At 48.7% G+C, this 25023-nt stretch carries 22 protein-coding genes; 18 read left to right on the plus strand and 4 right to left on the minus strand.

All coding sequences use genetic code 11. The annotated features are described in order from the left end of the window. Positions 1–35: 35 nt before the first annotated feature. Positions 36–413 (minus strand): TraR/DksA family transcriptional regulator, encoded by a 378-nt coding sequence (locus ACQY33_RS04620; RefSeq protein ID WP_428074405.1) that lies wholly within the window; start codon positions 411–413, stop codon positions 36–38. 186 nt (positions 414–599) lie between these two features. On the opposite strand from ACQY33_RS04620, the gene ACQY33_RS04625 reads away from it, so the two are divergent. The 6 genes from ACQY33_RS04625 (at position 600) to ACQY33_RS04650 (ending at position 8965) form a co-directional block, all read left to right on the plus strand. Then, the gene (locus ACQY33_RS04625) at positions 600–2390 is read left to right on the plus strand and encodes an ABC transporter ATP-binding protein (RefSeq protein WP_428074407.1); all 1791 of its coding nucleotides are present in this window, start codon (positions 600–602) and stop codon (positions 2388–2390) included. Positions 2391–2469: 79 nt separating this feature from the next. Then, positions 2470–4698 (plus strand): SpoIID/LytB domain-containing protein, encoded by a 2229-nt coding sequence (locus ACQY33_RS04630; RefSeq protein ID WP_428074409.1) that lies wholly within the window; start codon positions 2470–2472, stop codon positions 4696–4698. Position 4699: 1 nt separating this feature from the next. Next, complete coding sequence (locus ACQY33_RS04635; protein WP_428074411.1) at positions 4700–5947, plus strand: glycosyltransferase family 4 protein; 1248 nt, start codon at positions 4700–4702, stop codon at positions 5945–5947. Continuing rightward, positions 5931–7160, plus strand: coding sequence for an acyl-CoA dehydrogenase family protein (locus tag ACQY33_RS04640; protein ID WP_428074413.1), 1230 nt, complete (start codon positions 5931–5933; stop codon positions 7158–7160). The genes ACQY33_RS04635 and ACQY33_RS04640 overlap by 17 nt, the downstream gene beginning before the upstream one ends. A gap of 11 nt (positions 7161–7171) precedes the next feature. Beyond that, positions 7172–7969, plus strand: a complete 798-nt coding sequence (locus tag ACQY33_RS04645) for an electron transfer flavoprotein subunit beta/FixA family protein (RefSeq protein ID WP_428074415.1) — start codon at positions 7172–7174, stop codon at positions 7967–7969. Positions 7970–7978: 9 nt separating this feature from the next. Continuing rightward, positions 7979–8965, plus strand: a complete 987-nt coding sequence (locus tag ACQY33_RS04650) for an electron transfer flavoprotein subunit alpha/FixB family protein (RefSeq protein WP_428074417.1) — start codon at positions 7979–7981, stop codon at positions 8963–8965. 214 nt (positions 8966–9179) lie between these two features. On the opposite strand, the gene ACQY33_RS04655 is transcribed toward ACQY33_RS04650, so the two are convergent. Beyond that, entirely contained in the window at positions 9180–10760 is a 1581-nt protein-coding gene (locus tag ACQY33_RS04655) for a hypothetical protein (protein ID WP_428074419.1), read from the minus strand. A gap of 550 nt (positions 10761–11310) precedes the next feature. Then, a complete protein-coding gene (locus ACQY33_RS04660) occupies positions 11311–11985 on the minus strand; it encodes a helix-turn-helix domain-containing protein (RefSeq protein ID WP_428074421.1) in 675 nt (224 codons plus the stop codon). Positions 11986–12492: 507 nt separating this feature from the next. On the opposite strand from ACQY33_RS04660, the gene ACQY33_RS04665 reads away from it, so the two are divergent. From ACQY33_RS04665 to ACQY33_RS04700, 8 genes are all read left to right on the plus strand, one after another. Then, complete coding sequence (locus ACQY33_RS04665) at positions 12493–13884, plus strand: YfcC family protein (protein ID WP_428074423.1); 1392 nt, start codon at positions 12493–12495, stop codon at positions 13882–13884. An 85-nt stretch (positions 13885–13969) separates the two neighbouring features. After that, complete coding sequence (locus ACQY33_RS04670; RefSeq protein ID WP_428074425.1) at positions 13970–14275, plus strand: hypothetical protein; 306 nt, start codon at positions 13970–13972, stop codon at positions 14273–14275. A gap of 125 nt (positions 14276–14400) precedes the next feature. Next, positions 14401–14832: a hypothetical protein gene (locus ACQY33_RS04675; protein WP_428074427.1), complete on the plus strand. Its 432-nt coding sequence runs from the start codon at positions 14401–14403 to the stop codon at positions 14830–14832. Further along, complete coding sequence (locus ACQY33_RS04680) at positions 14832–16160, plus strand: terminase large subunit domain-containing protein (RefSeq protein ID WP_428074429.1); 1329 nt, start codon at positions 14832–14834, stop codon at positions 16158–16160. The genes ACQY33_RS04675 and ACQY33_RS04680 overlap by 1 nt, the downstream gene beginning before the upstream one ends. Positions 16161–16237: 77 nt before the next feature. Next, on the plus strand, positions 16238–17332 hold the full coding sequence (locus ACQY33_RS04685) for a hypothetical protein (RefSeq protein ID WP_428074431.1): 1095 nt from the start codon (positions 16238–16240) through the stop codon (positions 17330–17332). Between the two features lie 14 nt (positions 17333–17346). Further along, positions 17347–18516 (plus strand): hypothetical protein, encoded by a 1170-nt coding sequence (locus ACQY33_RS04690; protein WP_428074433.1) that lies wholly within the window; start codon positions 17347–17349, stop codon positions 18514–18516. A gap of 61 nt (positions 18517–18577) precedes the next feature. After that, a complete protein-coding gene (locus ACQY33_RS04695) occupies positions 18578–19801 on the plus strand; it encodes a hypothetical protein (RefSeq protein ID WP_428074435.1) in 1224 nt (407 codons plus the stop codon). Then, complete coding sequence (locus ACQY33_RS04700) at positions 19791–20954, plus strand: hypothetical protein (RefSeq protein WP_428074437.1); 1164 nt, start codon at positions 19791–19793, stop codon at positions 20952–20954. The genes ACQY33_RS04695 and ACQY33_RS04700 overlap by 11 nt, the downstream gene beginning before the upstream one ends. Before the next feature lie 129 nt (positions 20955–21083). Here ACQY33_RS04700 and ACQY33_RS04705 read toward each other — a convergent pair whose 3' ends face one another. Next, complete coding sequence (locus ACQY33_RS04705) at positions 21084–21269, minus strand: hypothetical protein (protein WP_428074439.1); 186 nt, start codon at positions 21267–21269, stop codon at positions 21084–21086. A gap of 73 nt (positions 21270–21342) precedes the next feature. On the opposite strand from ACQY33_RS04705, the gene ACQY33_RS04710 reads away from it, so the two are divergent. The 4 genes from ACQY33_RS04710 to ACQY33_RS04725 all read left to right on the plus strand — a co-directional run bounded on the left by ACQY33_RS04710 (position 21343) and on the right by ACQY33_RS04725 (position 25016). Then, positions 21343–22914, plus strand: coding sequence for a portal protein (locus tag ACQY33_RS04710; RefSeq protein WP_428074441.1), 1572 nt, complete (start codon positions 21343–21345; stop codon positions 22912–22914). Positions 22915–23126: 212 nt separating this feature from the next. Further along, positions 23127–23426, plus strand: coding sequence for a hypothetical protein (locus ACQY33_RS04715; RefSeq protein WP_428074443.1), 300 nt, complete (start codon positions 23127–23129; stop codon positions 23424–23426). Continuing rightward, positions 23413–24024: a hypothetical protein gene (locus tag ACQY33_RS04720; RefSeq protein ID WP_428074445.1), complete on the plus strand. Its 612-nt coding sequence runs from the start codon at positions 23413–23415 to the stop codon at positions 24022–24024. The genes ACQY33_RS04715 and ACQY33_RS04720 overlap by 14 nt, the downstream gene beginning before the upstream one ends. A gap of 14 nt (positions 24025–24038) precedes the next feature. Next, positions 24039–25016, plus strand: a complete 978-nt coding sequence (locus tag ACQY33_RS04725; RefSeq protein WP_428074447.1) for a major capsid protein — start codon at positions 24039–24041, stop codon at positions 25014–25016. The last annotated feature ends 7 nt before the right edge of the window (positions 25017–25023 follow it).

Below are 25023 nucleotides of genomic sequence, written 5' to 3' on the forward strand. Positions count from 1 at the left end.
GTAATGGCCGGGCGGTGTTTTCAAATAGATTGCGATTAATGTTGGTGGGATTCCGTCGTGTGTTGGCAGTTAATGCAATAGCGCGCGAACGGAAGGGCTTTAATGCGTTTTTTAGGTATAGGCTGGCGGCAATATTCGCAAATGCCGTAAATGCCTTTGTCTATTTTGCGCAAAGCGGCTTCAATTTGGTCCAGCGTTTTATGGGCGTTGCCGGATAATTCAAATAAAATTTCTTTGTCTAAGCTTTTGGAGGCATCGTCAATGGGGTCCCCCACCTCATTGTCTGGCATATCCATATTTTTTTTATCTTTTAAGCGGGCCGCGGCGTCTTCTTTTAGCGCCAGCAGGTGGGCTTTGATTTCTTTAATTTCGGCTGCGGTCAATGCGTCTTTGTTCGCTTTTTTGATAACCATAAAATCCCCTTGTTGTGTGAAGTGTTTCTTGTTCTTTGCCGTCTGTAAACCTGGCGGTTTTTTACGGCTGTTTGATTAGTTTAGCAAAGTAAAGTGTTTTTTTCAACCCCTGTTTGCCGGGGGACAAATCCGGACGGGAATTGTTATAATCTAAAATAAACGCCAAGCCCGGAGATTACAACTTTTATGACGCAAAATATTTTTACCCGCCCCTTGGGGGAAGTGATTCGCCAGCAGCCTTTGGTAGCCAATTATAAAAAGATGTGGCCTTTTGTAAAACCGTATTGGTTTAGGGCCGCGTTAGGGCTGATATTAGCTCTGCCGGTAGGCGCGTTGGACGCTACCGTAGCCATGTTCATGAAATATTATACCGATGACGTACTGGTAAATAAAGACGCTTTATTTGCCGCGTGGATACCGGTTCTTATTATAGCTTTTGTGCTGTTGCAAAGCGTTCTTACGTATGTGGTGAAGTATTTAAACACTTGGGTGGGCAATAAAATTACGCTGGGCGTGCGTAAAAAATTATTTGAAAAACTTCTATCTATGCACACCGGTTATTTTGACAATGTGGATTCCGGCTTTGTGATGATGCGTTTTAACAACGACGCGGACACCGCCTGCAACGGCCTAATTAATAATTTGCGTTTAATAGTAACGCGGGTATTCTCTTCCATTACGTTGGTGTGCGTGCTTTTGTATAATTCTTGGCAGCTTACTTTAATTGCTTTGGGCGCGTTTGGCGCGGCGGGCGGATTAATTATTGTTGTGCGGCGCAAGCTGGAAGAACTGGTGCGTGATACGGTGATGGTCAGCTCCATCGCCATGCGCGCCTATAATGAAACGTTTAACGGAAACCGCACCATTGCCGCTTATAACCTGCAGAAAGACCAAAAGCGGCGCTTTAACCATTTGATGGAAACCGCTTTCAATTTAAACATGGGTATGATTAAGCACACGGGCTGGCTTTCCCCGGTGATGCATTTTATTGTTTCTTTAGGGCTGGCGCTGGTGTTTTGGCAGAGCAGCTCCATGATTGTAAAAGGTACTATTACCAGCGGTAATTTCGCCTCTTTCGTAACGGCGCTTTTAATGCTGTACACCCCGGTAAAAACCATGGGGGACAATTATGTGGAAATTAAAAAGGCGTTTTTGGCTATTGACCGTATTTTTGACATATTCTCTTTAAAGACAGAGATTGCGGACGATTCTTCCGCCGCTTCTTTAACCGGCATCAGAAAAGAAATCCGCTTTGAAAATGTTTCCTTTGCCTATAAGCCCGGCGTGTGGGTGTTAAAGGATATTGATTTAACCGTTCCGGTGGGCCATACGGTGGCTTTTGTGGGCAATTCCGGAGGGGGAAAATCCACCATCGTCAGCCTGCTGCCGCGTTTTTATGACCCGCAAAAAGGCCGCGTGAGCGTAGACGGAAAAGATATACGGAATTTTACGCTTTCTTCCCTGCGGGACCAAATGGCGGTGGTATTTCAAGATAATTTCTTATTTTCCGGCACCATACGCGATAATATTTTAATCGGCCGCCCGGGCGCTACGGAGGCGGATTTGAAAGAAGCCGTAAAAAACGCCCATTTAGACAGCTTTATCGCTACTTTAAAAGACGGGCTGGATACGGTACTGGGTGAGCGCGGCATTACGCTTTCCGGCGGTCAGCGCCAGCGTGTGGCCATTGCCCGGGCTTTTATTAAAAACGCGCCGGTAATTGTGTTGGATGAGGCCACCAGCGCTTTAGACAATAAATCAGAGGCGGTGGTGCAAAAAGCCTTAGACAACCTGACCAAAAACAAAACGGTGTTTGTCATTGCGCACCGCCTGTCCACCGTGGAAAACGCCGATATGATTGTGGTGCTTAACCAAGGGGAAATAGTGGAAAAAGGCACCCACCGGGATTTATTGCAAATCCCCGGCGGGGCGTATGCGTCCCTCTATAATGCGCAGTTCAAGCATAAAAATGCTTAGTATTTTGTAACCCGCTTTGCCGTTTTGGCAAGGCGGGTTTTTTATTTTAAAGGTATAGCTAATTTGTTATAATTTGTATATGAGAAAACACGCAATTTTTACCCTTTGTTTTATTTGTTTCGGGGCGGGTGTTTCCCAGGCGTCTATTTTTGACGGGGTCCCCCCGGTTGGTGCAGTGCAGCAGCCGGCGTTTTCTTCTTCGGTTTCCGCCCAAACGCAGCAAGAGGAGCCGCGGGAGCAACCTTCCCAGCAGCCCGGGCGTATTACCACCACCACTTCTTTAACGGCGGTGAAAATGCAGTCGCGCTTGAGTGACCCGGCTTTGTTTAAAAGCGTGCTTTCTTATACCCTGCCGGCTGAGTTTGAAAACGCCATGGATAAATGCCTCCAAGGCCTTGGCGATGAATGTTTTTTCTCTTTAAAAGGCTTTGAGACGGACGCTAACCCCGCCGTGGCTTCCGCCGCCAATATGGAGCTGGCCGTCCTTTCCATGCAGCGCGGCATGCCTAAAGAAGCGTTAAAATACGCTCAAACGGCTGTAAAACTCACGCCGGACGACCCGTTCCCCGTTCTTTCCAGCGGCTGGATATGTCTTTCTTTGGGCAAATATAAAAAGGCCCGCAAAGCCTTTGCGGATTTAATGTATTTGACTGCGGACTTTGAATATGTTTCCTCCGCCAAGCTGGGCACGGCGTTAAGCTGGTACTTTGACGGGGACGAAAAAAAGGCCGCCCAAGACCTGCAATATCTGTATACGTCAGACCCGTACACCATTTCTTTAACGGCTTATCTGCTGGGGGACGTGTCTTCCCGCATGAAAGGCTCCAAACAATTTGCCCCTATTTTCTTGCAGCAGGCGCTGGAGCATGACAAAAATAATTACGCCGCCGTGAAACTGCTGGCTAAATTGGCGGAAAAAGAAAAGAACAAACTGCACGCTTGGCAGTATTACGCCACTTTGTATTCCCTAGACCCGCAAAATAAAGAAGTGGCCAAAAAAATGGCCAAGTATGAAAAAGAAATTGGCGCCAAGGCGGAAGATTTCCTGTATTATTTGCGGTTGGAATCTCCCATCGCTTCACGGGTGGAATCCGTCGTTTCCCCGGATGTCAAAATGGCCCTATATGCCACGCGGGAAGGCAAGCCCTCCGTATTGCAGCGCATTAAGCTGGTGCCTTCCGGCACGGCCCGTATCACGGATGAAAAGCTGGGGGAAGTAAAAAACTTGGCTTCTTTCCAGGAACGCCGCGTTGAATACAACCCGCAAACCCAGTCTGTGGATTTAATGGACGCCAAAGGCCATGTGGAATTTTCAGCCAAGCGCCCTTTTACCGTTACCTTAACCCAGGACGACCGCACCCTGCTGGTGCGTGACGCGTATACCCAAAACCTTTTTGAAGCCGATTTAAGCGATAAAGAATTAAAAGGTTCTTTAACCATAATCCCCCAGGAAGGGGGCATGACGTTAATTAACACCGTGCGCGCGGAAGATTTGCTTCCCGCTTTGTTGGCGGCGCATACGCAGGAAATCCGCCAAGAAGAAGCCCTGCGCGCTTTGGCGGTGGTGCTTCGTTCCGTTTTGTTGGACGCGCTAGACCAACAGCCGCAGGCCGAGTATCATATTACGGATAATGATTCCTTCTTTAAATTTAAAGGCATCAACATGGTGTTTCCCAATCTGCTGTCTGCTGTGCGTATTTCCGCCGGCGTGCGTTTGCAGGGCACCCAGCCCGGTTTTTATGAAGACTGCGGCCCGTTGACGGCTGATGGCTGTACCAACACCATGCAAAAGCCGGATTATCAATTCTCGCCGGTGAATGTGTCTAAATACATGATTTCAAACCCGCCGGCGGACTTGGTTTCCAAACCGCAGGATTCTACCCATTGGTCTGACGTGAAATGGGTATATTTGTTTGACGCCAAAGACGTGGAACAACGTTTGCAACGCCAAGGAAAATTTGGCCGTTTGCGCGCTTTGGAACCGTTAAAACGCACCGCCAACGGGCGTATTTTATCCATGCGTTTTGTGGGCAGTAAAGGCAGTTATGAGGCTAACACCCCGCAGGAAATTTCTTTTTTGCTGGGGGCCGGGTCTTTGCGCTCCAATTTTTTTGAGATAATTCCTTTCTACAAAGGTAAAAATATACGTTCTTTTATGGTGCGCGGTTATGATACCGGCTTGGGTGTGGGTTTATGCCTGCAAGGGGCCGAGGGACTTGCAAAAGAAGGGTTAGATTATATGGGTGTGATTAAGTATTATTTCCCGCAAGCGCGCCTGCTGGACATAAAAACAGGACAAATAAAATAGTATGCAAAAAACAAAAATACTCTACTTTATTACCCGCTTGGACCAGGGCGGCGCCCAGGCCAGCGTGTTGACTACCATCAAAAATTTAAACAAACAACAGTTTGACGCTTATCTGGCCGCCGGGCGCGGCGGCAGGTTGGACGGAAAAATAAAAAACGAACTGAAAAATTTGTTTTTTATTTCCGCGCTTCGCCATGACGTGCACCCCAAATGGGTTTTTCACGATATAATGGCCACTATTCAAATGGGCTTGTTAATGCGCCGCGTCCGGCCCGATATTGTGCACACCAACGCGCCTAAGGCCGGGATACTAGGCCGTGTGGCGGCGCGCGTATTTTGGCGGCGCGCAAAAGTGGTGCACACGTTTCACGGGTTGGGCTTTGCCAAAGAACAAGGAGAAAAACGTTTTAAAGCCTTTGTGTCGGTGGAAAAATTTTGCGCAAAATTAACGGATGTTTTGGTTTTCGTATCGCGCCGCAACGCGGCGGAAGCCAAAAAACTGGGTATAGGCAAGGGCGTACGTACGGAGCTGATACGCGCGGGGGTAAATTTCCGCCCCGTGCTGCCCATTCATTTTGACCCGGCCGCTAAACGCGCTTCTTTGCGTATTCCGCCAAAAGCAAAAGTGGTGTTGGCGATAGCTAATTTTAAACCGTTAAAAAACCCGCTTCATTTTGTGTTGGCCGCGCATAAAGTGCTGATGCAAATGAAAAACGTGTACTTTATTTTCACCGGGGACGGGGAATTAAAAGAAACCACTGAAAAATTAATTCACAACCTGGGTATAGAAAAGCAGGTTATTTTGCCCGGCTGGCGCAGCGACGTGTTGGAACTGTTAGCCATTAGCGACGTGTACGCCAGCGTTTCTTTGCGCGAGGGGCTGCCTATGTCTTTGTTGGAGGCCATGTCCATGCGGGTGCCGGTGGTATGCTATGACGTGGACGGCATCGGCGAGGTGGTTACCAACAATAAAACGGGTTTTTTGGTGCGCCCCAGCGACATCAGCGCCTTGGCTGAAAAAATAAAAGTGCTTTTGCGCCATACAGCCTTGCGGGAACGTTTTGAGGCCGCTATTGATAAGCGGGATTTTTCTGAATTTGCCATTCCGGCCATGATTAAGAAACAGGAACATTTATACCGCAGCTTGGTTCCGCCCACTAAAAAGATGTTCGGCCGGGGGCGTTTCTTTAGACATAAAAAACATTTTAAACATTCCAAACCGGGAGACAACCATGGATTACGCAATTAACGAGCTGGAACAAGAGGTGCTAAACGCCACCCGTGAACTGGCCCAAAAGAAATTAAAACCTTTACGCGCGGAAATGGACGCGAAGGAAGAATTTTCTCATGAAATGTTAGAGGAGTACCGCAAGTCCGGCATGTTTGGCCTGTGGCTGCCGGAAGAGTACGGCGGATTGGGCGGGGGGATTACCTGCCTGGCTATGGCGTTTGAAGAGCTTTCCCGCGTGTGCGCCGGTTTAGCGCTTACTCCGGGAACCACGGCCTTGGGCGCTATCCCCATGTATTTGGCCGCCACCAAAGAACAGCGCGAACGCTGGTGCTATGATCTGGCCAGCGGCAAAAAACTGTGGGCTTTTGCGCTGACGGAGCCGGAAGCCGGCTCTGACGCTACCGCCTTGAAAACCACCGCCATTAAAGACGGGGATTTTTATGTGGTAAACGGCACCAAACATTTTATTTCCACCGGCAAAGAGGCGGATTTTTATACCGTGGCCGTTAATACCAATCCGTCCCGCGGGGCGCGCGGTATTTCTTTACTGGTGATAGAAAAAGGCACTCCCGGTTTTACGTTTGGCAAAAAAGAACAAAAAATGGGTATACGCACCAACCCCACTTATGAACTGATTTTTGAGAACGTACGCGTGCCGAAAGAAAACCTGCTTGGCAGCGAAGGCCGCGGGCTATTGTATTTGCAGGAAACGCTGGATTATTCCCGCCCCGGCGTGGCGGCCCAGGCGGTGGGCATTGCCCAAGGCGCGCTGGATGAAACGATTCCCTATTTGCGCACCCGCAAACAATTCGGGCAGCCTATTATCACTTTCCAGGCGCTGGCCCACAAAGTGGCTGAACTGGCCGCCAAGACGGAAGCCGGGCGCGCTTTGGTGTACAGCATAACGCATAGAATGGACGAGGAATTCCTTCCCGCCGTAAAAGAAGCGTTAAAGAACGGAACGTCCGTCCACGATGAGCTGAAAAAAATAAAGGGCGGCCGCTGGACCAAGTACAGCGCGGAAGCCAAATTGTTCTGCTCCAACACCGCTATGGAAGTGGCGGATGAGTGCGTTACCCTGTGCGGCGGCATCGCTTATACGCGTGAGTTCCCGCTGGAAAAGTTTATGCGTGACGCTAAAATCACCCAAATTTATGAAGGCACGGTGCATATTCAGAAGAATGAAATTGCCACCGCTTTGATTAAAGAATACGCCTCCCAGGGCGAATAAGGAGAATTTACATGCATATTGTTGCTTGCGTAAAACAGACCCCTAAGTCTGACAACGTAAAAATAGACCCACAAACCGGCTGTTTAATCCGCTCCGGCGCCGCCAGCGATATCAACCCGTTTGACGAGTACGCCTTGGAAGAGGCCGTTACCCTCAAAGAACAGTTGGGGGGGACGGTATCCGTCATTACCATGGGGCCGCCCCAGGCGGAAGCCGTGCTGAAAGACAGCATCGCCCGCGGGGCTGACCAGGCTTACCAGCTGGGGGATATGGCGTTTGCCGGGTCGGACACGTGGTCTACCAGCTACGCGCTTTCCAAAGGGATAGAAAAAATCGCTTCCAAAACCCCGGTGGATTTAGTCATTTGCGGCAAACAAACCAATGACAGCGATACCGGACACATCGGCCCGCAAATTTCCGCCTGGCTGGGCTGGCCCAACGCCGCGTTTGTGAAAAAAGTGGTAAAAGCGGGGGAAAAGTCCGTTACCGTGGAACGTTTGACGGAAGACGGCACGGACGTGCTGGAAATACCCTATCCGTGCGTATTGTCCGTGGTGAAGGAAATCAATAAGCCGCGTGTAAAAAGCCCCAGGGGCCGCATTTTAGCCAAACGGGCGCAGGTTACCAAGTGGACGGCGGACGACGTAGCCGCTGACAAAACCAAATTGGGTATTAAAAACTGCCCCACCAATGTGGTAAAGTCTTTTGTTCCCAAACGGGAAGTATGCGCCGTAACGGTAGAAGGCACCAACGGAAAAGAAAAAGCCGCCAAATTGGTGGAGTTGCTAAAAGAAAATAAATATATTTAAGGAATTTTTATGAAAGATTGGAAAAACGTTTGGATACTGGCCGAAGTAAACCACGGCAAATTAAGCCCCACCGCTTATGAACTGTTAAACGCGGGGCGCACGCTGGCCGATGATTTGGGCGAAAAACTCTGCGCCGTATTATTGGGCAGCGGAGTGGAAAAATTTGCCGCCGAATTATTTGAATACGGGGCGGACAGCGTGTATGTGTGCGATGACGCCCACTTGGCAAATTACGTGGATGATGTATACGCCAAAACATTGGCCGCCATGATTGCCCAATATAAACCCAACAAATTTTTGCTTCCCGCCACCAATATGGGGCGCTCTTTATCCGCCAAAACGGCCGTATTTGCGGGAACCGGATTAACGGCGGACGCTACCGAAGTGCTGATTAACAAAGAGGACGGGCAGCTGCATGCTACAAGGCCCACGTTTGGCGGCAATTTGATGGCCACCATTACCTGCAAAAAAACCCGCCCGGAGATGTGTTCTTTACGCCCCATGTCTTATGAAAAGGCCGCGCGCGTGGCGGGGCGGAAAGGGGAAATAGTTAAATTTTCTTTTGACGCGAAAAAATACACCTCTTTGGCTAAATTTATTGAATTTATTAAAAACGAAGGGGAAGGGCTGGATTTGTCCGAGGCGGAAGTGATTGTAGCCGGCGGGCGCGGCTTAGGTAAACCGGAAGGGTTCGCTTTGCTTAAAAAATTGGCGGAGCGCTTAGGCGGAGCCGTGGCGGCTTCCCGCGCGCCGGTGGATAACGGCTGGATTGATTACCGCTATCAAATTGGCCTTACCGGGCGAACGGTAAAACCCAAGGTGTATATTGCGTGCGGTATTTCCGGTCAAATACAGCATATGGCGGGTATGAGCGGGGCGGACGTGATTGTAGCCATTAATAAAGACCCGCAGGCCCCCATTATGAAAGTAGCCAACTATGCGGTGGAGGGGGATTTGTATGATGTTATCCCCGCTATGCTGGAAGCTTTGCATTAAAGAATAGAGAAAGCTAAAGTGTTAAAACGGGCGGCGTAAAAGCCGCCTGTTTTTATTGTTTTATAAAAACGCCCTTTTCCTAGCGGAGGGTTTTTGTTTATTAGGTCCAACCGTGCTGAAAACTATTGCCCGGCGGGGACAGCCGCCGGCGTCATACTTGGTTAATAACGCTAAAAGAAAAACCCCCGGCTTTTGCCGGGGGTTTTGGGTATGTCTATTGACGTAAGAGGTCTTGCAAATCTCCGTATACTTCTTTAAACTCTATGCGGAGTTTTTTAGACAGGTCTTTTAAGCGGGTTACATATACATCCAGCTTGGCGCGTTCTGCGCGGAAATACAGCAGTTGGGCTTGTGTATTTTCCGGGTTAAAGTCCGCACCCCAAGTTTGTTTGGTGTTTTCAATATGCGCGCTTAAATTGTTGACGCGGTCCGTAAGGTTGGTGATTTCCTGGCTGGTGTTTTCTATGCGCTGGCCTAAAATTTCCAAGCGTGCTTCCAAAGCGGCCTGATGGGCTTTTTTATCATATAAAGGGATATCCGTTTTGGCAGGCAGATCAGCATCTTCCCCGTGAGAATAGATTACAGTGTATTCTTTAGGCTTATACTGGGCGTATAAGTATTGCGTAATCTTTTTGCTGATTACGTTGGTAGGAGCGTGGCGCAGTAACCAAAGCGCGGCTTTGTGTTCCCCGTGTGAAATGGCCAACATGGTGGCGCTGGAAGACGGATAATCTATTAAAGAAGCCAAAGACGTAAAAGCCGTTGCTTCTTCTTTCGTCATAGGGGTGTTAGTCGTCCATTGGCGTTCCAGCAGGTTTGCCTGGGTATTACGGGCATATTTGTTTAACAAGCGGTAATCGGTGTATTCCGTCGTACGGATATTTTTTGCATTGGGCAGTTGTTTAAAGTGTTGCAGATAGGCCTGTACAAAGTTATAGCCTAATAATTCGCTCATGCCGGCAATATGCTGCATAAGCGCGTTTTTCTGCTTAAGGTTCATGTTTGAATAGAGCACAATATCTAACATAGAGCCCAAAGAGGAGGGGTTTTCCTGGGATATTTGTTTCATAATACCCTGGATGTGACTTCCCTGCATGGGAGCGATTTCAATTAAATCTATTCCCGGGGTGCCCCAACTAAGAACAGGATTGTTTTTTTCAATCGCAGTTTGCAAGACTTCCCATTTTTGTTCGTGGCGTCCTCGGGCGAGCAACAAATCTTTATGGTTTGCTTTTATCACTTGTTGCAAATTCAAGTTGGGCAGCTTGTATCCCAGTTTAGTGGCAATATCTGTTTGCGCTTTATTTAAAGCGGTTTCTATGCGGTTTTGCAAATCAGCCACAAAGGCTTCTTTATTTTTAGCAGAGGCGTTTTGCTGCCAAGGGGTTATTTGAGGCATGGAAATCCCTAATTTATTTAAGGATTCCATTTGTTTTGCAAATTTGGGTTTAACAATAATGGCCGGGTCTTTTTGCAAAGCGCGGCGCAGATTTTCTATTAGTTCCAACTGATTGGTGAGTTCTGCCTTTTCTACGAGTGATAATGCTTTTGTTTCCTGCGGGCGTTCCCATTGGCGTACAGGCAGTATTACTTCCGAGGTGGACGGAGTGGCGGCGACTTCTCTTTCCCATTGGCGAACTGGTAAAATAACTTCTTTGGCTTTTTGGGCTTTGCGGGCTTCTTGCTTTAATAATTTTTGTAAAGCTTTGCCGGTGGTTTTCGGTGTTTTTTGCGCCATGACAAACTGCGGCAGCAACAGCAAAGCCGTTATGAATAGAACAGCAGCGTGTTTCATACAGTTCTTTCTCCTTAAGGTGATTATTTAAATAATAGAAATAAAAATCTAAATGAGAAAGGGCCTTTAGACCTAAAACGCTGTTAGGTCCTAAATACAGAACCCCCGCGTTTATCCAACGCGGGGGTTCAATTAGTCGACTGTTCCATTTTTTCTCTCTTTCCCAAAGATATAAAGATCCGGCCAGGTCTGCCAGTTAAGAGTATTTAAGCGGACGGACCATAACCCCTTGCCCGATGCCCCGTCCCATATCTTTGGGGTGTCCCGCCCTCCTCAGAGGGTAGGCCCAAAGCTTATGCCACGGATACCGGCACCTGGAACAAGACCGCCATGCCGCCACTGTCTTAAAAGAACTCTTTTTTCTATTTTGAACTCCCGCCAAGCCGGATTGCTCTTCACAAAACCGCCGCAGGGCAGAACCCCAAATAGTTGCGCGTATCCCGCCATACATCATACGGCACAGCTGGGTTTACGTGCGCTTTTCTGTCAAATACCTGTACCCCATATACATCTTGGGATTACTGATAGTATAATGGATTTACGGCTAAAATCAATAGTTATTTGCCGGCTGATTTTCCGTAATAACAAATACGGCGGAACCGATTACTTTTTCCGGCTCGGCAAACGATTGCGCTGGGCCGTTTTGTGGGAGCTGCCACTCTCCATCAGCCGAAACGTTTGCCAGTACGTAAGCGCCGTTTTTAAGCAAAACCACACACTGGCTAAAACAACCCGGGTTTTCCCCCGGTTTTATGGCCGCTATTTGGCGGGTACCCGGCAGTTTAAACAGAAATTTGGCCCCTTGCGTACGCTGGCGGGGCAATGTCCACCATTCTAATACATCACCGTCTTCATAAGGATTATCCCCGGAAGGAATAGACCCCAGTAACGGCAGGGCGATGCTGTTGCTTTGGGCGGATAACGCCGGGCGGGGGATATATTGCCCTTCATTCGCGTTTTCACGTAAAGTATGGCTTTGCGCGACAGCCGCTTCCGGATAAGCAATGGGAGCTGCCGGCATTTGCAGCATTTTACGCAAGGTGTGGGGAGCCGTTTGAAAAAGCCCCGCCATTTGTTCTATATAGCCTTTAGAGGGGTTTCTTTTTCCGGTAGTCCATAAAGCCACGGTGGCGGTGGATACTTTTAATATCCGGGCCAATTTAGCCTGCGCGCCGCGTAAAACGCCGTTGTTCCATTTTTCTAGTTGTTTTTCAAATTGGTTCATATGGCCCCTCCCAAAAAATTTCTGTTGCGGCGATAAAAACGCTTGACAAATGCTAACAGAATTTACTATACTAACAAATGTTAAGAGGGTAACTTCTTAACTGGCGGGGAGCCTCCCCCGCGGTTTTCACTCATTTACCTACCTAGTTTATTAAGCGGTTCTGCTTTAGAATCGGCGCCGCGGCCTGGCGGCGTGTAGGCTTAATAACTGCAGTAATACGCATTCACCCGAATGTTACTTACTATTATTATAGCAAAAAATGAGTGATTTTGTTAGTAAAGTTATATTAGTTTGTAAAGACGGACCCACCTTATACGGGCAAACCGGGCTGTTCGGCTGGTATAACTTTACTGACTTTTTAATAGGGTTATTTATGATGTATGGCTATAAAATAGTATGTATTTTGCTGTTGGGCGTATGCGTTGGGGGAATATGGCATGATTTAAAAAAATGGTAGTACGTGGCTTTGTATAGAGGGAAAGGGCGGAAATAAACTATAATATATAAATGCAGAAAGGTTTTTCTATCAATATTTACGGCCTTATTTTCTCTATCATGATTATAGTGTCCGCTTTAACGTATATTCTTCCCGCCGGCCAGTATGACACCGTGCAAAAAGACGGACGCACCTATACGGTAGCCGGTTCTTACCACCGGGTGGATCCGGCCCCCCAAGGCATCGGCGCGCTGTTAACAGCTCCCGCCAAGGGCTTTGGCGATTGTTCAGACATTATCATCTTCATCTTCATTACCGGGGCCATTTTTACCATTATTGAGCGTACCGGCACGGTAAATGCCGTTATTTTAGGCACCAGCTATCTTTTTTCCAAAAAAGACCGTTTAAAAAAATTCTTTATTCCCGCCAGTATGCTGTTGTTTTCCTTGGGTGGGGCGGTTTTTGGCATGGAAGAGGAAACCCTTATTTTTATTCCCCTGTTTATTCCGCTGGCGTTGTCTTTGGGATATGATACGGCGGTGGGGGTAAGCATTCCCTTTTTAGGGGCGTGGGTGGGGTTTGGCTCGGCCTTTATGAATCCGTTTACGGTGGGCATTTCCCAGGGGATAGCGCAGCTGCCGTTGTATTCCGGCATGGGATACCGTGTGTTAGTTTGGGGAATTTGTACGGCGGTGGTTATCGCTTTTGTTACTTGGTATGGGGAACGCGTGCGCAAAAACCCCAAAAAAAGCATTACCTACGATATTGACCAGCAAAAACGCAAGAGTTTGCATTTAAACGTGTTGGAAAAGCCCAAGTTTACCTGGCGGCATTTGCTGATTATGTTTATTTTTGCGGCCGGTATGGTTTGGCTGGTGGCGGGGGTGGCCCTGTATCACTGGTATATTATAGAAATATCCGGTCTGTTTTTAGGCGTGGGTTTGGTATGCGCGGTGGTGGGTAAACTGAGCCTGAACCAAACCACGGACGCGGTGATAGACGGCGCGCGCAGCATGGTAAGCGTTTCCATTATGCTGGCTTTGGCGCGGGCGATTGTGGTGATAGCGGCGGACGGACGCATTTTGGACACGGTGCTGTACGGCATTGCCCAGTGCATCGGACATATGAACCCGCTGATGGCGGCGGAAGGAATGTTTTGGGCGCACTCGTTTATTAACTTTTTTGTGGCGTCCGGTTCCGGCCAGGCGGTTTTGACCATGCCGGTCATGATTCCGCTGGCGGACATCATTGGCGTAAACCCGCAAATTGCCATTTTGGCTTACCAATTTGGCGAAGGCTGGACCAATGCCATTATCCCCACCGCCCCCGTTACTATGGCGGCAATAGGTATGGCGGGAATTCCGTGGCTGAAATGGGCCAAATGGAATGTGCCGCTGCAAATTGTATTAGCCGTGCTTTCCATGTTGCTTTTAATACCGCCGTTTTTATTTGGCTGGCACTAATTAAAAACCTTTCCAAAAAGGGCCCGGCCGGGCCCTTTTTTATTTTCTTTTTTATTGTTGAGTTGCGTGCAAAAGGCGGTGTGCGGTGGATAGAATAGATTTTGAAAATATCCTGTATGCCCGTGCTGACTGGGCCGGGGCGCAGCTGTACCAAAAAGAGGGGGAATTGTTTTGTTTGTCTCAAGACGCCCCGCTTAAACGGTTGATTGAAGTTTATAACCGGTTTTTTAAGCGGCAGAACGCTCTTTTCCTGCAAACAGACGCTTTGCCGGAACGGGAAGAATGCAGCGCATTTAACCGGATTTTTGAGCAAGAGGCCCGGCGTTTAGGGCCTTGCGCTAGCAACCGTGCTTTTTTATTACGTATTAACGAAACCTTGGATAAAATTTGACAGATATCATTTTTTTTGATATAATAAATAAATAACTTACAAATGCAAACGCGTTTGTAAGTTTTTTCTTTTCTTTTTGGAAATTCCTTTTTCTGTTTACTCTACACTTTTTCCAGGGGTTTCCTATGCCTGCTTCCAAAATTGCAAAAACACGTAAAAAAATATCTTCTTGTGTGCCATATAATGAGGAGTATCCTTCCCGCTTATTGGCTTTTTTTGATATTGCTCCTTTTAAAATCACCGAAGTTCAAAAAAAAGACGGCACTATTTCCCTTGTGGAAACCGCCTGTGAACTGCCCACCTTTGAAGCGTTTGCCAAAACCTTGGGCACCACCCGCCACATGTTAAAAAAATGGGAAGAAAAATACCCCGCTTTTGCCCAAGCGGCCGATAAAGCGCGCGATTTGCAAAGCGATATCCTTATCCAAAACAGCCTGCGGGGTAACTATTCGGCCTCTTTTGCGGTATTCACGGCCAAAAACTTACTGGGATGGCAAGATGCTAAAGAAGAGGCTTGCTCCCAGCCCAAGGCTTTAGTGGTACGGTGGGAAAAATAATGCGGCGCGGACATGCATTGGCGGGCTGTTTGCAGGCGGTTATACCGTATGCCCCGCGTTATCCGCAAACGGAAATCCACCCCAATTTAGAAACCCACCGTTTTTGCGTGTTGGTTACCCACCGGCAAATGGGCAAAACGGTGTGTACGGTGAACCATATGCTAAAAAGCGCATTGGTTAACCCGCTTTCTAACGCCCGTTATTTTTATGTGGCGCCTTTTTTAAAACAGGCCAAACTGATTGCCTGGGATTATTTTAAACGCTACACGGCCCCGTTGCCCGGCGTAAAGTTAAACGAGGCGGAACTGTGCGTTTCTTTGCCGACGGGCGCTAAAATTTGGGTGGCCGGGGCCGATAACCCGGACGCCTTGCGCGGCACCTACGCGGACGGCGTCGCCTTGGACGAATACGCCCAAATTAAACCCGGTTTGTTTGAGGAAATTATCCGGCCAATGCTTCTTTCCCGCGCGGGCTGGGCGGTATTTACCGGCACGCCCAAAGGGCAAAACGCGTTTTATGATTTATTTCTTTTTGCGCAAAAGCAGGCCGCGCTTTGTCCGCTGGAGTGGTGGTGCGGGGTGTATCCGGCGGATGAGAGCGGGGTTATTTCCAAAACGGAATTGGAAAACATCCGCCAAAGTACGCCCGCCAATATCTTTCGGCAGGAGTATTTGTGTGATTTCTCGGCCTCGTCGGACAACGCGCTTATTGCGGTGGATTTGGTTTTGCAGGCGCAGGCGCGCGGTTATGGCGCTTCCCAGCTGGCGGGCGCGCCGCGGATAGTGGGGGTGGACCCGGCCCGCTTTGGAGATGACCGCAGCGTTATTTTTTGCCGCCAGGGTTTGCAGGCGTTTGAGCCGCAGGTTTTTTGTCATATAGACAATATGGCTTTGGCGGCCCGTGTGGCGCAGACCATAGAATCTTTCCGCCCTGACGCCGTGTTTATAGACGCCGGCTGCGGCAGCGGGGTGATAGACCGCCTGCGCCAGCTGGGCTTTACGGTAACGGAGGTGCCTTTTGGCTCCACTCCTTTGCAGGAGGGGCGTTACGCCAATAAACGGGCGGAAATGTGGGGGGAAATGGCCCAGTGGCTGCAAAGCGGCGGGGCTTTGCCCAAAGCCCCCGCTTTAAAAGCGGATTTGTGCGTTCCCCAGTATGATTTTGACCCTTCCGGCAAAATGCGTTTGGAAAGCAAAGACAAAATAAAAGAACGCTGTGGACGCTCGCCCGATTTAGGGGACGCGCTGGCCCTTACGTTTGCTTTCCCGGTACGGGCCCGCAGCGCCATGGGGGCGGAATTTGCCCGCAGTGATTATGGCGTGTTATAGGTTGTAGGTCTTATTGACGGGACGTATAGGACCTTTGGCCCTTGTGGCTCTCTTATAAAAAGGCTAAATTATATAGTATGAGATATTTATTTTTTATTATTTTAATCTTCAGTTTGGGGCCGGGGCTGTATGCGCAGTCCATGAAACCTTCCGGTTCCAAAATAAAACGGGTTTTGCTGGATAAAAAATATATTGTGGAGACTCCCTCTTCGGAAGGACAATATATGATACGGATGGTGAAAAAGGTTTCTGATTTGCAACATAAAACATTCCGTTCCCCGGAAGAGTTGAACCGCACGCTGGATTTTTCTTTAGAGGATTTCAAATTGCCGCCGTTGGGGTATACGATGCTTAAAAAAGCCAACGAAAGCCGTATTAAAGCTTCTAAAAGATTATTTAAAGAAAGAGTGGCTTGGTATCGGCGTGAGCGGACGAATATATTAGCCAGTTTGGATATTCACCCGGCGGCGTATCGCGTGGATTATATGCCGTTAATTAACCCTTCCGCCAAAATTATTTTTTTAGGGGAGCGCCATTACGTGGCTAATATCCGCAAACAAATAGAACAGCTGGTGTTGCAATACCGCAAGGCTCATCCGCATAAAAAAGTATATTTGCTGACGGAATTTTTAGAGATGAATTATCCGGATGAACCCAATTACGGTTTTTACCGAGGGGTGGTGTTGAAAGGGAAGAAAATGTCTTGGACGTATCTTTCCGTATTATTGCGTTTACAGCAAAAGGGCGTGAAAGTTTTAGGGTTGGAACCGTTTCGCGGTTTGAAAGAATTGGCGCAGGAACTGCGTGTGCCAGACCCTAATTTCAGACGCGGCTCTTTATCTTTAATAGGGCAGTATATACGCAATAAATCCTGGGCAAATACGATACAGGCCGCCGTTTTACAAAACCCGGATGCCGTATTTTTTGTATATACGGGGTTTGGGCATTCTTCTTATAAATATTTAGAAAATCTGCCTTTTATGTTAAAGAGTTATCCTTCCCAGGTGTTTTTATTTGATATCTTGGGGGACGATACATTAAACCCCGCTTTCGCGGATTTGTTTAAAGAAGATTTTCTGTTTGATAAAAAAACCATAGCCGTTACAGAACTTAAAAACGCGAAATACCGCCGTTTGTTGGGGGCGGATGTGTTGGTGTATGTGCATCCTTAAACAAGGGGGCGTATATGTATAAATTTTTATTTGGCGTGCTTATAGCGGCGGTTTGCTTTCAGCCGTCCTTTGGCCAGCCGGTTATTAAAAAAACGCTTCCGGCCGTTAAAAAAGGCTTGCAAAACACATTGGGAAATACGCGGGCCGTCCGTGCCCAATCAGCCTTTCAAAACGCGCGCAAAAAACCGTTGCGCGCAGCCCCTAAAGCGCCTGTTCACCCTTCCGTGCCTGTGGCGGGCGGCGCTTTGCCCGCTTATTCATTAGATATAAATTCTTTGTTATCTGAGGAAGACCGCTTTATCATAAACAACAGCGCTTATTTTGATAAAATGCCGCCCGCTCCCCGCGCGGATATGACCGCGAAGGAAAAATATCTTCATATTCGCAACAAGCGGGTAAATGCCCTGGAAAAATTGGTTTGGGCAAAACGGTTGGATTTTGTCAGAAAAAACATAGACCCGATAGCGGATAATTTACGTATCAAAGTACAGCGGGAAGCGATTAATTACTTAAATTATATTCCGCAGGACGTACGTTTCTTGTATTTGGGGGAAAACCACTTTGTTCCCTCCATCAAAGAAGAAGTAATGGATATTTTATATCAACTGCGTACGCGGTGGCCCCAAAGAAAAATCATTTTATTTACGGAGTTTTTGGCGGATACGGTTTATATAGCCAACGGCCCGGTGCCGGGGGAAGTAAGCAGAAGTTACGGCGGGGTGGTTTGGGAATATGCCCATGAACTGGGAATACCTGTTGTGGGAGTTGAAAATGCCCCTTTGTGGAATGATTTGAATAATCCGAACAATGCCGAAAGGTTTGACGTTTATATGGATGCCACTGCCCGCCGCAATGAGCGTTGGGTTCAGCATATGCGTCCTTTCATGGAAAAAGAACCGGACGCCTTGTTTGTGGTATATGCCGGCGGGGCACATACGGATGCTTCTTTTACCCGTAATCTTCCGGCTTTGGTAGGGGAGAAAAAATCCTACATCATTAGTTTTGACGTGCCGGGCACCAAAGCCGCTTATAATCCGGTTTTTAACTATATAGGGGTTCCGGAAGAGTTGGAACAAGAATTTTTGAAAAATAAAAATTATAAATTGTTAACGCTTACCCAAAACGGAAAATATAAAAAGCTGATTGGATTTGATTTATCTGTTACTGTGCATAATCCGCAGTAGAAAACCTGCCAGGAGTTTTGTTGCATGGCTCCAAATTTTTTGCGAGAGAATGAAGACTGCTATGTTTAAATTTATTTTATGCGCTCTATTGTTGGTTATTTCTTTTAATGGCGTTTTTGCCCAACGGGGAAATTTGAAAAAGAGTCTTGGTTCCGGCGTTTGGGGTGTGCGGCCCAAATACTATACATTAAAAGATTTGCGCATCCATAAAGCCAAAAAGGCCAAGCAACTTAGCAAAATTAAAAAATGGCGCACGCTTTCCGGCCGTTCGCTTGCCGTAGATCCGGCCGTTCCTTTAAGGGCGTCCGTGCTTCCTTCGTATATAATGGACATAAACACTCTTTTTTCAGAGAAAGAATTACAGATAATCAATAATAGTTGGTATTTTGACGAAGTAAAGCTTCCGCCTTCCGCCAACGTGAGCCCGGAGGAACGTTATTTGATTGCCCGCAACAACCAGGTAAATATGTTGGAAAAATTGGTGTGGCGTGCCCGGCTGGATTATTTTAAGAAAAATTCGTTTGAAATAGCGCGTAATTTGGACGTAAACATCCATTATGGTTCTATTAATTATTTAGATTATATTCCGCAGGACGTAAAAGTTTTGTATCTGGGGGAAACGCATTATTCCACCAAAATACAAAAAGAAATCGTAAACGTATTGGAACAGGTTTCCTCTCTCCACCCGAAAAAAGAAATCTATTTGCTTACGGAATTTTTCTCTGATTGTTATGTTTTACAGCCAGGCCGGTGGCTGCCCAAATGGCTAAGCAAAGTCTACGGCGCTTCGGTGTGGAAAAAGGCTCATGAACTAAAAATGAATATTGTGGGGGTAGAAAACCAGCCGTTGGTAAACAGTTTGTGCAAGGAAACGTTTCATACCAAGTTTGCCGAGCGGATGGACGGTACGGCCCGCCGCAATGAAGCCTGGGCCCATGTGGTGCGCTCGTTAATGAAAAAACACCCCAACGCATTGTTTATTGTGTATGCGGGGGGATCTCATGTGGATGCTTCCTATTACCGCAACTTGCCCGCATTAATAGGGGAGGAAAAATCTTTTATTATTGACTTTGATTTGCCGGACATGAAACCGGTTTTCAAACCTCTTTTTAATTATATGTCTATACCGGGTAGTATTTACCAGAGTTTTGCCAAAAACAAAAACTCCAAACTTATTACGTTTCTTTTAGATGAAAAATATAAAAAATGGATAGGGTTTGATTTGTCCGTTACCGTGCATATGGTGCCGGGGGAAATGCCTAAAGGATTGAAACATGAAAAATAAACTGCTTATAAGCCTTTGGTGCGCGGGTTGTTTAGCCTGCCCGGTATACGCGCAAAAAAATATTGTTAAATCCGCTCAAAAAGTAGTGAGGGTGGGCGCTGTTCGGCCGGAGTTTGCGCATGTGCCGGGCCGAGTCTATGAGGTAGATTTTTTTGAAGACTTGCTTGGCAGAGAAAACGAGGCCGTAGGCCGTTCCATTTTGGGCCGTTCTTTGCAAAACCTCAGTTTAGAAAGAGAATTTTACGGCATAGCACGGGCCGCGCGGGATAATTATATTCGTTCCCTGTTGCGCATACGCTGGATGAACCAATGGAAAGTTTTCACGCAAAACCAAGCGGCTGTTCGTAAGGCGGTAAAAGGGTATCTATTTGACCGCCGCCCCATTGCCTATGATAAACTGTTTGATTTTTCTTCCCGCTGGATATTTTTAGGGGAAATGCACGGCCATACGCCTATTGTGGAAGAAGTGGCCGGGTTTGTGGCAAATTTTTCCCGCCGGCACCCAAACGCGCCGGTTTATTTTGCTACGGAGTTTATAAACACGCGCGACGACGTCGGGCAAGAGCGTTTGTTTATCCGCACTCCTGAAGAATTAGAGGCTTTTCGGGATAATATATCCGCGGACATGTTTGGTCCGTTTCAGGCTTTGTTAAAACAGGGGGTTATTTTAGTAGGGCTGGAAGATTGGCAGGAATTTCAATACCAGGCGCAGCAAGCTTTTAAAGAGGGATATTTTGACATGCGCCTGCCGTCTGATACGGAATATGAGTATCGGTTGGCACGCTCTCTTTGGGGAATGGAGCACCGCAATCAAGTATGGGCTAAACGGTTAGCGTTCTTACGGCAAACCATTGGTCCGGAAGCTTACGTTTTTGTATATACCGGCTCCGGCCATGTAAACCGTTCTTTACCCGGCAATTTACCTTTTTTATTAAAAAAAGAGTCCTCTCCGGTTATTACCCTGTCTGTTTATGAGGAATATAGCCTGGATTTCTTTTTGTGGGACGGATATGTAAAATCCTCAAAAAAGGATTTGTTTAATATTCCCTGTCATTCCCGTGATTGCCGGCATCCTCAAAAATTATTGATGTGGCATAAAAAACCAGAGTTTACCCGTTTGCTTGGCTGCGACGGGCGCGTATGGTTTTTTTAAAAAATACTTGACAAAAAAGGTTATATTTTATATAATCCTTTTTAGTAATATTTATTAGCAAAAATCTCCTGCTTTTTAACCATAAAAAACCCGCCGGCAGGCGGGGTGAATAAAAATCTTCTTTTCCCTTTACAGGCTTTGCGGCGCAGTGGCCAGCAGGTAAAACATCAGCCCCACCAGTGCCGCCGTCAGCAACGCGCATATCAGCGCAGCCGTTTTTTTGCTTCCTTTTGGAAATATTTTGCGGGTAATAATGTAAAACCCGGGGAAACCCAGCATTACCGCAAATACCGCAATAATAATCAGTCCCGTCATAATCTGCCTCCGTTCTTACATTATAGCAGTAAATTCTTTCCTTTCCCATCCACGTTTTTATTACAGGTGACGTATGAACAACAAACAACCCAATTATTGCCGGATATATGATGACCTTTCGCGCGAGGCTGCCTCCTGGCGCAGCGCGTGGAAAGAACTGGGCGCCTATTTAGCCCCTACCCGCGGTTTCTTTGAGGGGGATGAACCCAACCGCGGCCACAAAATAGACCACCGCAAACTGATTGATTCGGACCCGCTGTTAGCGGTGGAAGTATTATGCGCGGGAATGATATCCGGGCTTACCAGCCCTTCACGCAGTTGGTTTGAGCTGGAAATCTCTCCCGAGTCCGCCCGCCGGCTTCCCGGCGCCAAAGAATGGAGCCATGCCGTTAAAACCCGCTTGGAAGAAGCCTTTGCCTCTTCCAATATCTATGCGGCGCTGCACGGTTTCTATCAGGAAATTGCCGTTTTTGGCACAGCCGCCATGTTGCTGGAAGAGGACTTGCAGGACGTGCTGCGCTGCCGCTTGTTCACGGCGGGGGAATACGTACTGGGAGCGGACGGGGACGGACGCATCAACTCTTTTGGCCGGGAATTCTTTTTAACCGCCCGCCAAATGGCCGATAAATTTGGCGTGGAGCGTTTGCCGCTTAGCGTAGCCCAAGCGGTAAAAGACGGGCGCGGCAGCGCTTGGCATAAAGTGCGTCATTTAATTGTGCCTAACCCGCAGCAGGATTCCCGCTATAAAGACAACGCGCATATGCCGTACCGTTCCGTGTACTTTACCCCGCAGGGGGAGGTTTTAAAAGAGGGGGGATATTGGGAATTCCCCGTCATAGCCGCCCGCTGGGAAGTAAAAAACACGTCCGACGTGTACGGCAAAGGCCCCGGCTGGAAATGCCTGGGCGATGTTAAAATGCTGCAAAAAATGCAAAAGACCAAATTGGTGGCTTTGGATAAAAACACCAATCCACCCATGATGGTGTCTTCTGGAGTGCAAGGGGAAGTAAACCTGCTTCCCGGCGGGCTGACGCGTTACAGCGGCGCGACGGACGCCGCCGTGAAACCCGCCTATCAGGTACAGGTGGATATGGCCTCTTTGGAAAACAGCATAGAAAAAGTAAAAAACACCATTAAATCCCAATTTTTTGCCGATGTGTTTGTTATGCTCAGCGCGCAGAATTATTCCAACATGACCGCGGCCGAAGTGGCGGAACGCCACCAGGAAAAACTCCTGGTATTAGGCCCGGTGTTGGAGCGGCTTAAAAACGAATTGCTGGACCCGCTGGTGGAACGTTCCTACGCCATTTTGCTGCGCCGGGGAGCGCTGCCTAATCCGCCGCAAAGCGTACAAGGGCTGGATATTGGCGTAAGTTATGTCAGCATGATTGCCCAAGCCCAAAAAGCGGCGGGTATGGCGGCCGTATCGCAGGCTATGGCGTATGCGTCTTCCTTGGCGCAGGCCAAGCCGGAAGTATTGGACCGGGTGGATTTTGACGCCGCTCTGGAACAAGGCTTAGATATGCTGGGGGTGCCCCCCGGTATTTTAAGAACGCGCGAGGAAGCCCAATCCCTGCGCGCAGAACGCGCCCAACAGCAAGCCGCCCTTTCCGGCGCGGGTGCCGCCGGCAGCCTGCCTCATTAAATTCCAAAGAGAAAAGAAGAAAAATCCTTACGCGGGCGCGTCTTAAATTACCGCACGGCCCGCGCAAGGGGGGGGGAAGTTCGTCCTTCCGGGGAAGGGGGCTTTCTCCTTACCCATGCAACCCACCAAAGCCGGGCGGCCGCGCCTTAAATTACCGAGCGGGCCCCCAGGCGGAAAGGAAAAACCGCCCCGGAGGTTACTTCCTTCCCTTTATGAAAACCAATACACAGCAACAAAACGACCAGGACTTGCGTTCCCTGCTGCAAAATGTCTCCGCGCGGCGCGTATTATGGCGCATTTTATGCGCGGCCCGCTGTGCGGAAAACGCCTTTTGCGTGCGGGACCCTTACTCCACCGCCTATATTTGCGGACAACAAAGCATAGGCGTGTGGCTGATGGAAGAAATATGGCGGGCGGACCCCGGCGCTTTTATGCGTATGCGGCTGGAGAGCGAAGCCGCCCAGCGTGCCCGCCGCCAAACCCAGGAGGAAGAAGAAAATGACAACCCCTAACAATGTTACCGCGGAAAATAAAGATACGTTTCCCGCCCCCCAGCCGGGGCCTGCCGCCCCGGAAGCGGAGCCGGCCCAGCCTGCGGCGCAGGAAGCAACCCCGCCGCCCGCCGCTCAGCCCGCCTCTGACGGTGTACAAACCCAAGCCCCCGCTTCTTATGATGACTTAAAACTGCCGGACGAATCCCAAGCCCCGCAAGAGCTTTTGGACGGGTTTAAACAATTAGCCAAAGAATTAGCCCTGCCCCCGCAGGCGGCCCAGCGGTTGGTGGATTGGGAATTTGCCCAAGCGCAGGCTTTGGGGCGCACACAGCAAGCCAAACACCAGGAAATTTTGCAAGGCTGGGCGGACGCCAGCAAAGAAATGCTGGGCGCCCGTTACGAGCAGGAACTGGCCCTCGCCGTACGCGCGGCGGACCAGTTTGGGGGGGAGCCGTTGCGCCGGCTTTTGCAGGAAACGGGGCTGGGCAATCACCCGGTAATAGTAAATACGTTTTGCCAAATCGGCCGTGCGACGGCGGAGGATTCCAGCTTAGGGGGGAAAGAAGCCTCCAGCGGGGATAAAACCTTTGCCGAAGCGTTGTACGGCTCTAATTAAGTTAAGGAGAGTATATGGCTATCATAGCAGACAAAAACTACGGCTTAGTGGATTATGCCAAACAGTTTGACCCTTCCGGCCAGGAACTGGCTATCGCGGAAGTGTTAAGCAAATCCAACGAAATCATAGGCGATGCGTTGGTACGTGAATCCAGCCTGGATTCCGGCCATGAATACGCGGTACGCACCGGCATTCCGGAAGGAACCTGGCGCCGCGCTTACCAAGGCATAGAGCCTTCCAAAGCCACCACCAAAGTAGTGGTGGAGACCTATGGCACGCTTTCCGCTTACAGCGTGGTGGATAAATTAATCGCGGAAAAGGGAGGGCACGTCCAGGCGGTGCGGGAAGGGCAGTCCAAGGCGATTATTGCCGGGATGTCCAATTCCATGGCGTCCAACCTCATTTACGGCAACGCCGGGGAACACCCGGAACGCTTTACCGGGCTGGCCGCGCGTTACAGTGAACTGTCTGACGCGGAAAGCTCCCGTAACGTGATTGACGGCGGAAGTGAGAAGGAAGGGCAAAACTCCTCCATTTATTTAGTGGTATGGGATACGGACAAAATTTTCACTTTCTTCCCCAAAGGCAGCAAAGCGGGTATACAGCGTGTGGACCACGGGTTGGTAAACCACGTAGACGCGGAAGGCAACGAATACCCCGCCTATAAGGAATATTTTGAGTGGAAACTGGGTCTTGCCGTGCAGGATTGGCGTTACGCCGGACGTGTGTGCAATATTGACGTTACCAACCCGCCCGCTGACCTGATTGACAAAATGTGCGAGTTGGAAGAGCGCATCCAAAGTTTGGCTATGGGCAAGCCCGTTTGGTATATGAACCGCACCGTAAAAGCGGCTTTAAGAAAGTTGACCAGCAACAAAACCAACGTGCAGTACACGCCGGATCAGATAACCTCCCGCCCGCTCATGACGTTTAACGAAATCCCCGTACATGTATGCGATGCCATTACCGATACGGAAAACTTGGTGAAATAAGGAGGTT

The sequence above is a fragment of the Candidatus Avelusimicrobium aviculae genome (genome assembly GCF_949292495.1).
Lineage (GTDB): Bacteria > Elusimicrobiota > Elusimicrobia > Elusimicrobiales > Elusimicrobiaceae > Avelusimicrobium > Avelusimicrobium aviculae.

Bases quoted from the DNA above. Each gene is read 5' to 3' on its own strand.
- ACQY33_RS04620 (WP_428074405.1), bottom strand. From the start codon at position 413: ATGGTTATCAAAAAAGCGAACAAAGACGCATTGACCGCAGCCGAAATT.
- ACQY33_RS04625 (WP_428074407.1), top strand. From the start codon at position 600: ATGACGCAAAATATTTTTACCCGCCCCTTGGGGGAAGTGATTCGCCAG.
- ACQY33_RS04630 (WP_428074409.1), top strand. From the start codon at position 2,470: ATGAGAAAACACGCAATTTTTACCCTTTGTTTTATTTGTTTCGGGGCG.
- ACQY33_RS04635 (WP_428074411.1), top strand. From the start codon at position 4,700: ATGCAAAAAACAAAAATACTCTACTTTATTACCCGCTTGGACCAGGGC.
- ACQY33_RS04640 (WP_428074413.1), top strand. From the start codon at position 5,931: ATGGATTACGCAATTAACGAGCTGGAACAAGAGGTGCTAAACGCCACC.
- ACQY33_RS04645 (WP_428074415.1), top strand. From the start codon at position 7,172: ATGCATATTGTTGCTTGCGTAAAACAGACCCCTAAGTCTGACAACGTA.
- ACQY33_RS04650 (WP_428074417.1), top strand. From the start codon at position 7,979: ATGAAAGATTGGAAAAACGTTTGGATACTGGCCGAAGTAAACCACGGC.
- ACQY33_RS04655 (WP_428074419.1), bottom strand. From the start codon at position 10,760: ATGAAACACGCTGCTGTTCTATTCATAACGGCTTTGCTGTTGCTGCCG.
- ACQY33_RS04660 (WP_428074421.1), bottom strand. From the start codon at position 11,985: ATGAACCAATTTGAAAAACAACTAGAAAAATGGAACAACGGCGTTTTA.
- ACQY33_RS04665 (WP_428074423.1), top strand. From the start codon at position 12,493: ATGCAGAAAGGTTTTTCTATCAATATTTACGGCCTTATTTTCTCTATC.
- ACQY33_RS04675 (WP_428074427.1), top strand. From the start codon at position 14,401: ATGCCTGCTTCCAAAATTGCAAAAACACGTAAAAAAATATCTTCTTGT.
- ACQY33_RS04680 (WP_428074429.1), top strand. From the start codon at position 14,832: ATGCGGCGCGGACATGCATTGGCGGGCTGTTTGCAGGCGGTTATACCG.
- ACQY33_RS04685 (WP_428074431.1), top strand. From the start codon at position 16,238: ATGAGATATTTATTTTTTATTATTTTAATCTTCAGTTTGGGGCCGGGG.
- ACQY33_RS04690 (WP_428074433.1), top strand. From the start codon at position 17,347: ATGTATAAATTTTTATTTGGCGTGCTTATAGCGGCGGTTTGCTTTCAG.
- ACQY33_RS04695 (WP_428074435.1), top strand. From the start codon at position 18,578: ATGTTTAAATTTATTTTATGCGCTCTATTGTTGGTTATTTCTTTTAAT.
- ACQY33_RS04700 (WP_428074437.1), top strand. From the start codon at position 19,791: ATGAAAAATAAACTGCTTATAAGCCTTTGGTGCGCGGGTTGTTTAGCC.
- ACQY33_RS04705 (WP_428074439.1), bottom strand. From the start codon at position 21,269: ATGACGGGACTGATTATTATTGCGGTATTTGCGGTAATGCTGGGTTTC.
- ACQY33_RS04710 (WP_428074441.1), top strand. From the start codon at position 21,343: ATGAACAACAAACAACCCAATTATTGCCGGATATATGATGACCTTTCG.
- ACQY33_RS04715 (WP_428074443.1), top strand. From the start codon at position 23,127: ATGAAAACCAATACACAGCAACAAAACGACCAGGACTTGCGTTCCCTG.
- ACQY33_RS04720 (WP_428074445.1), top strand. From the start codon at position 23,413: ATGACAACCCCTAACAATGTTACCGCGGAAAATAAAGATACGTTTCCC.
- ACQY33_RS04725 (WP_428074447.1), top strand. From the start codon at position 24,039: ATGGCTATCATAGCAGACAAAAACTACGGCTTAGTGGATTATGCCAAA.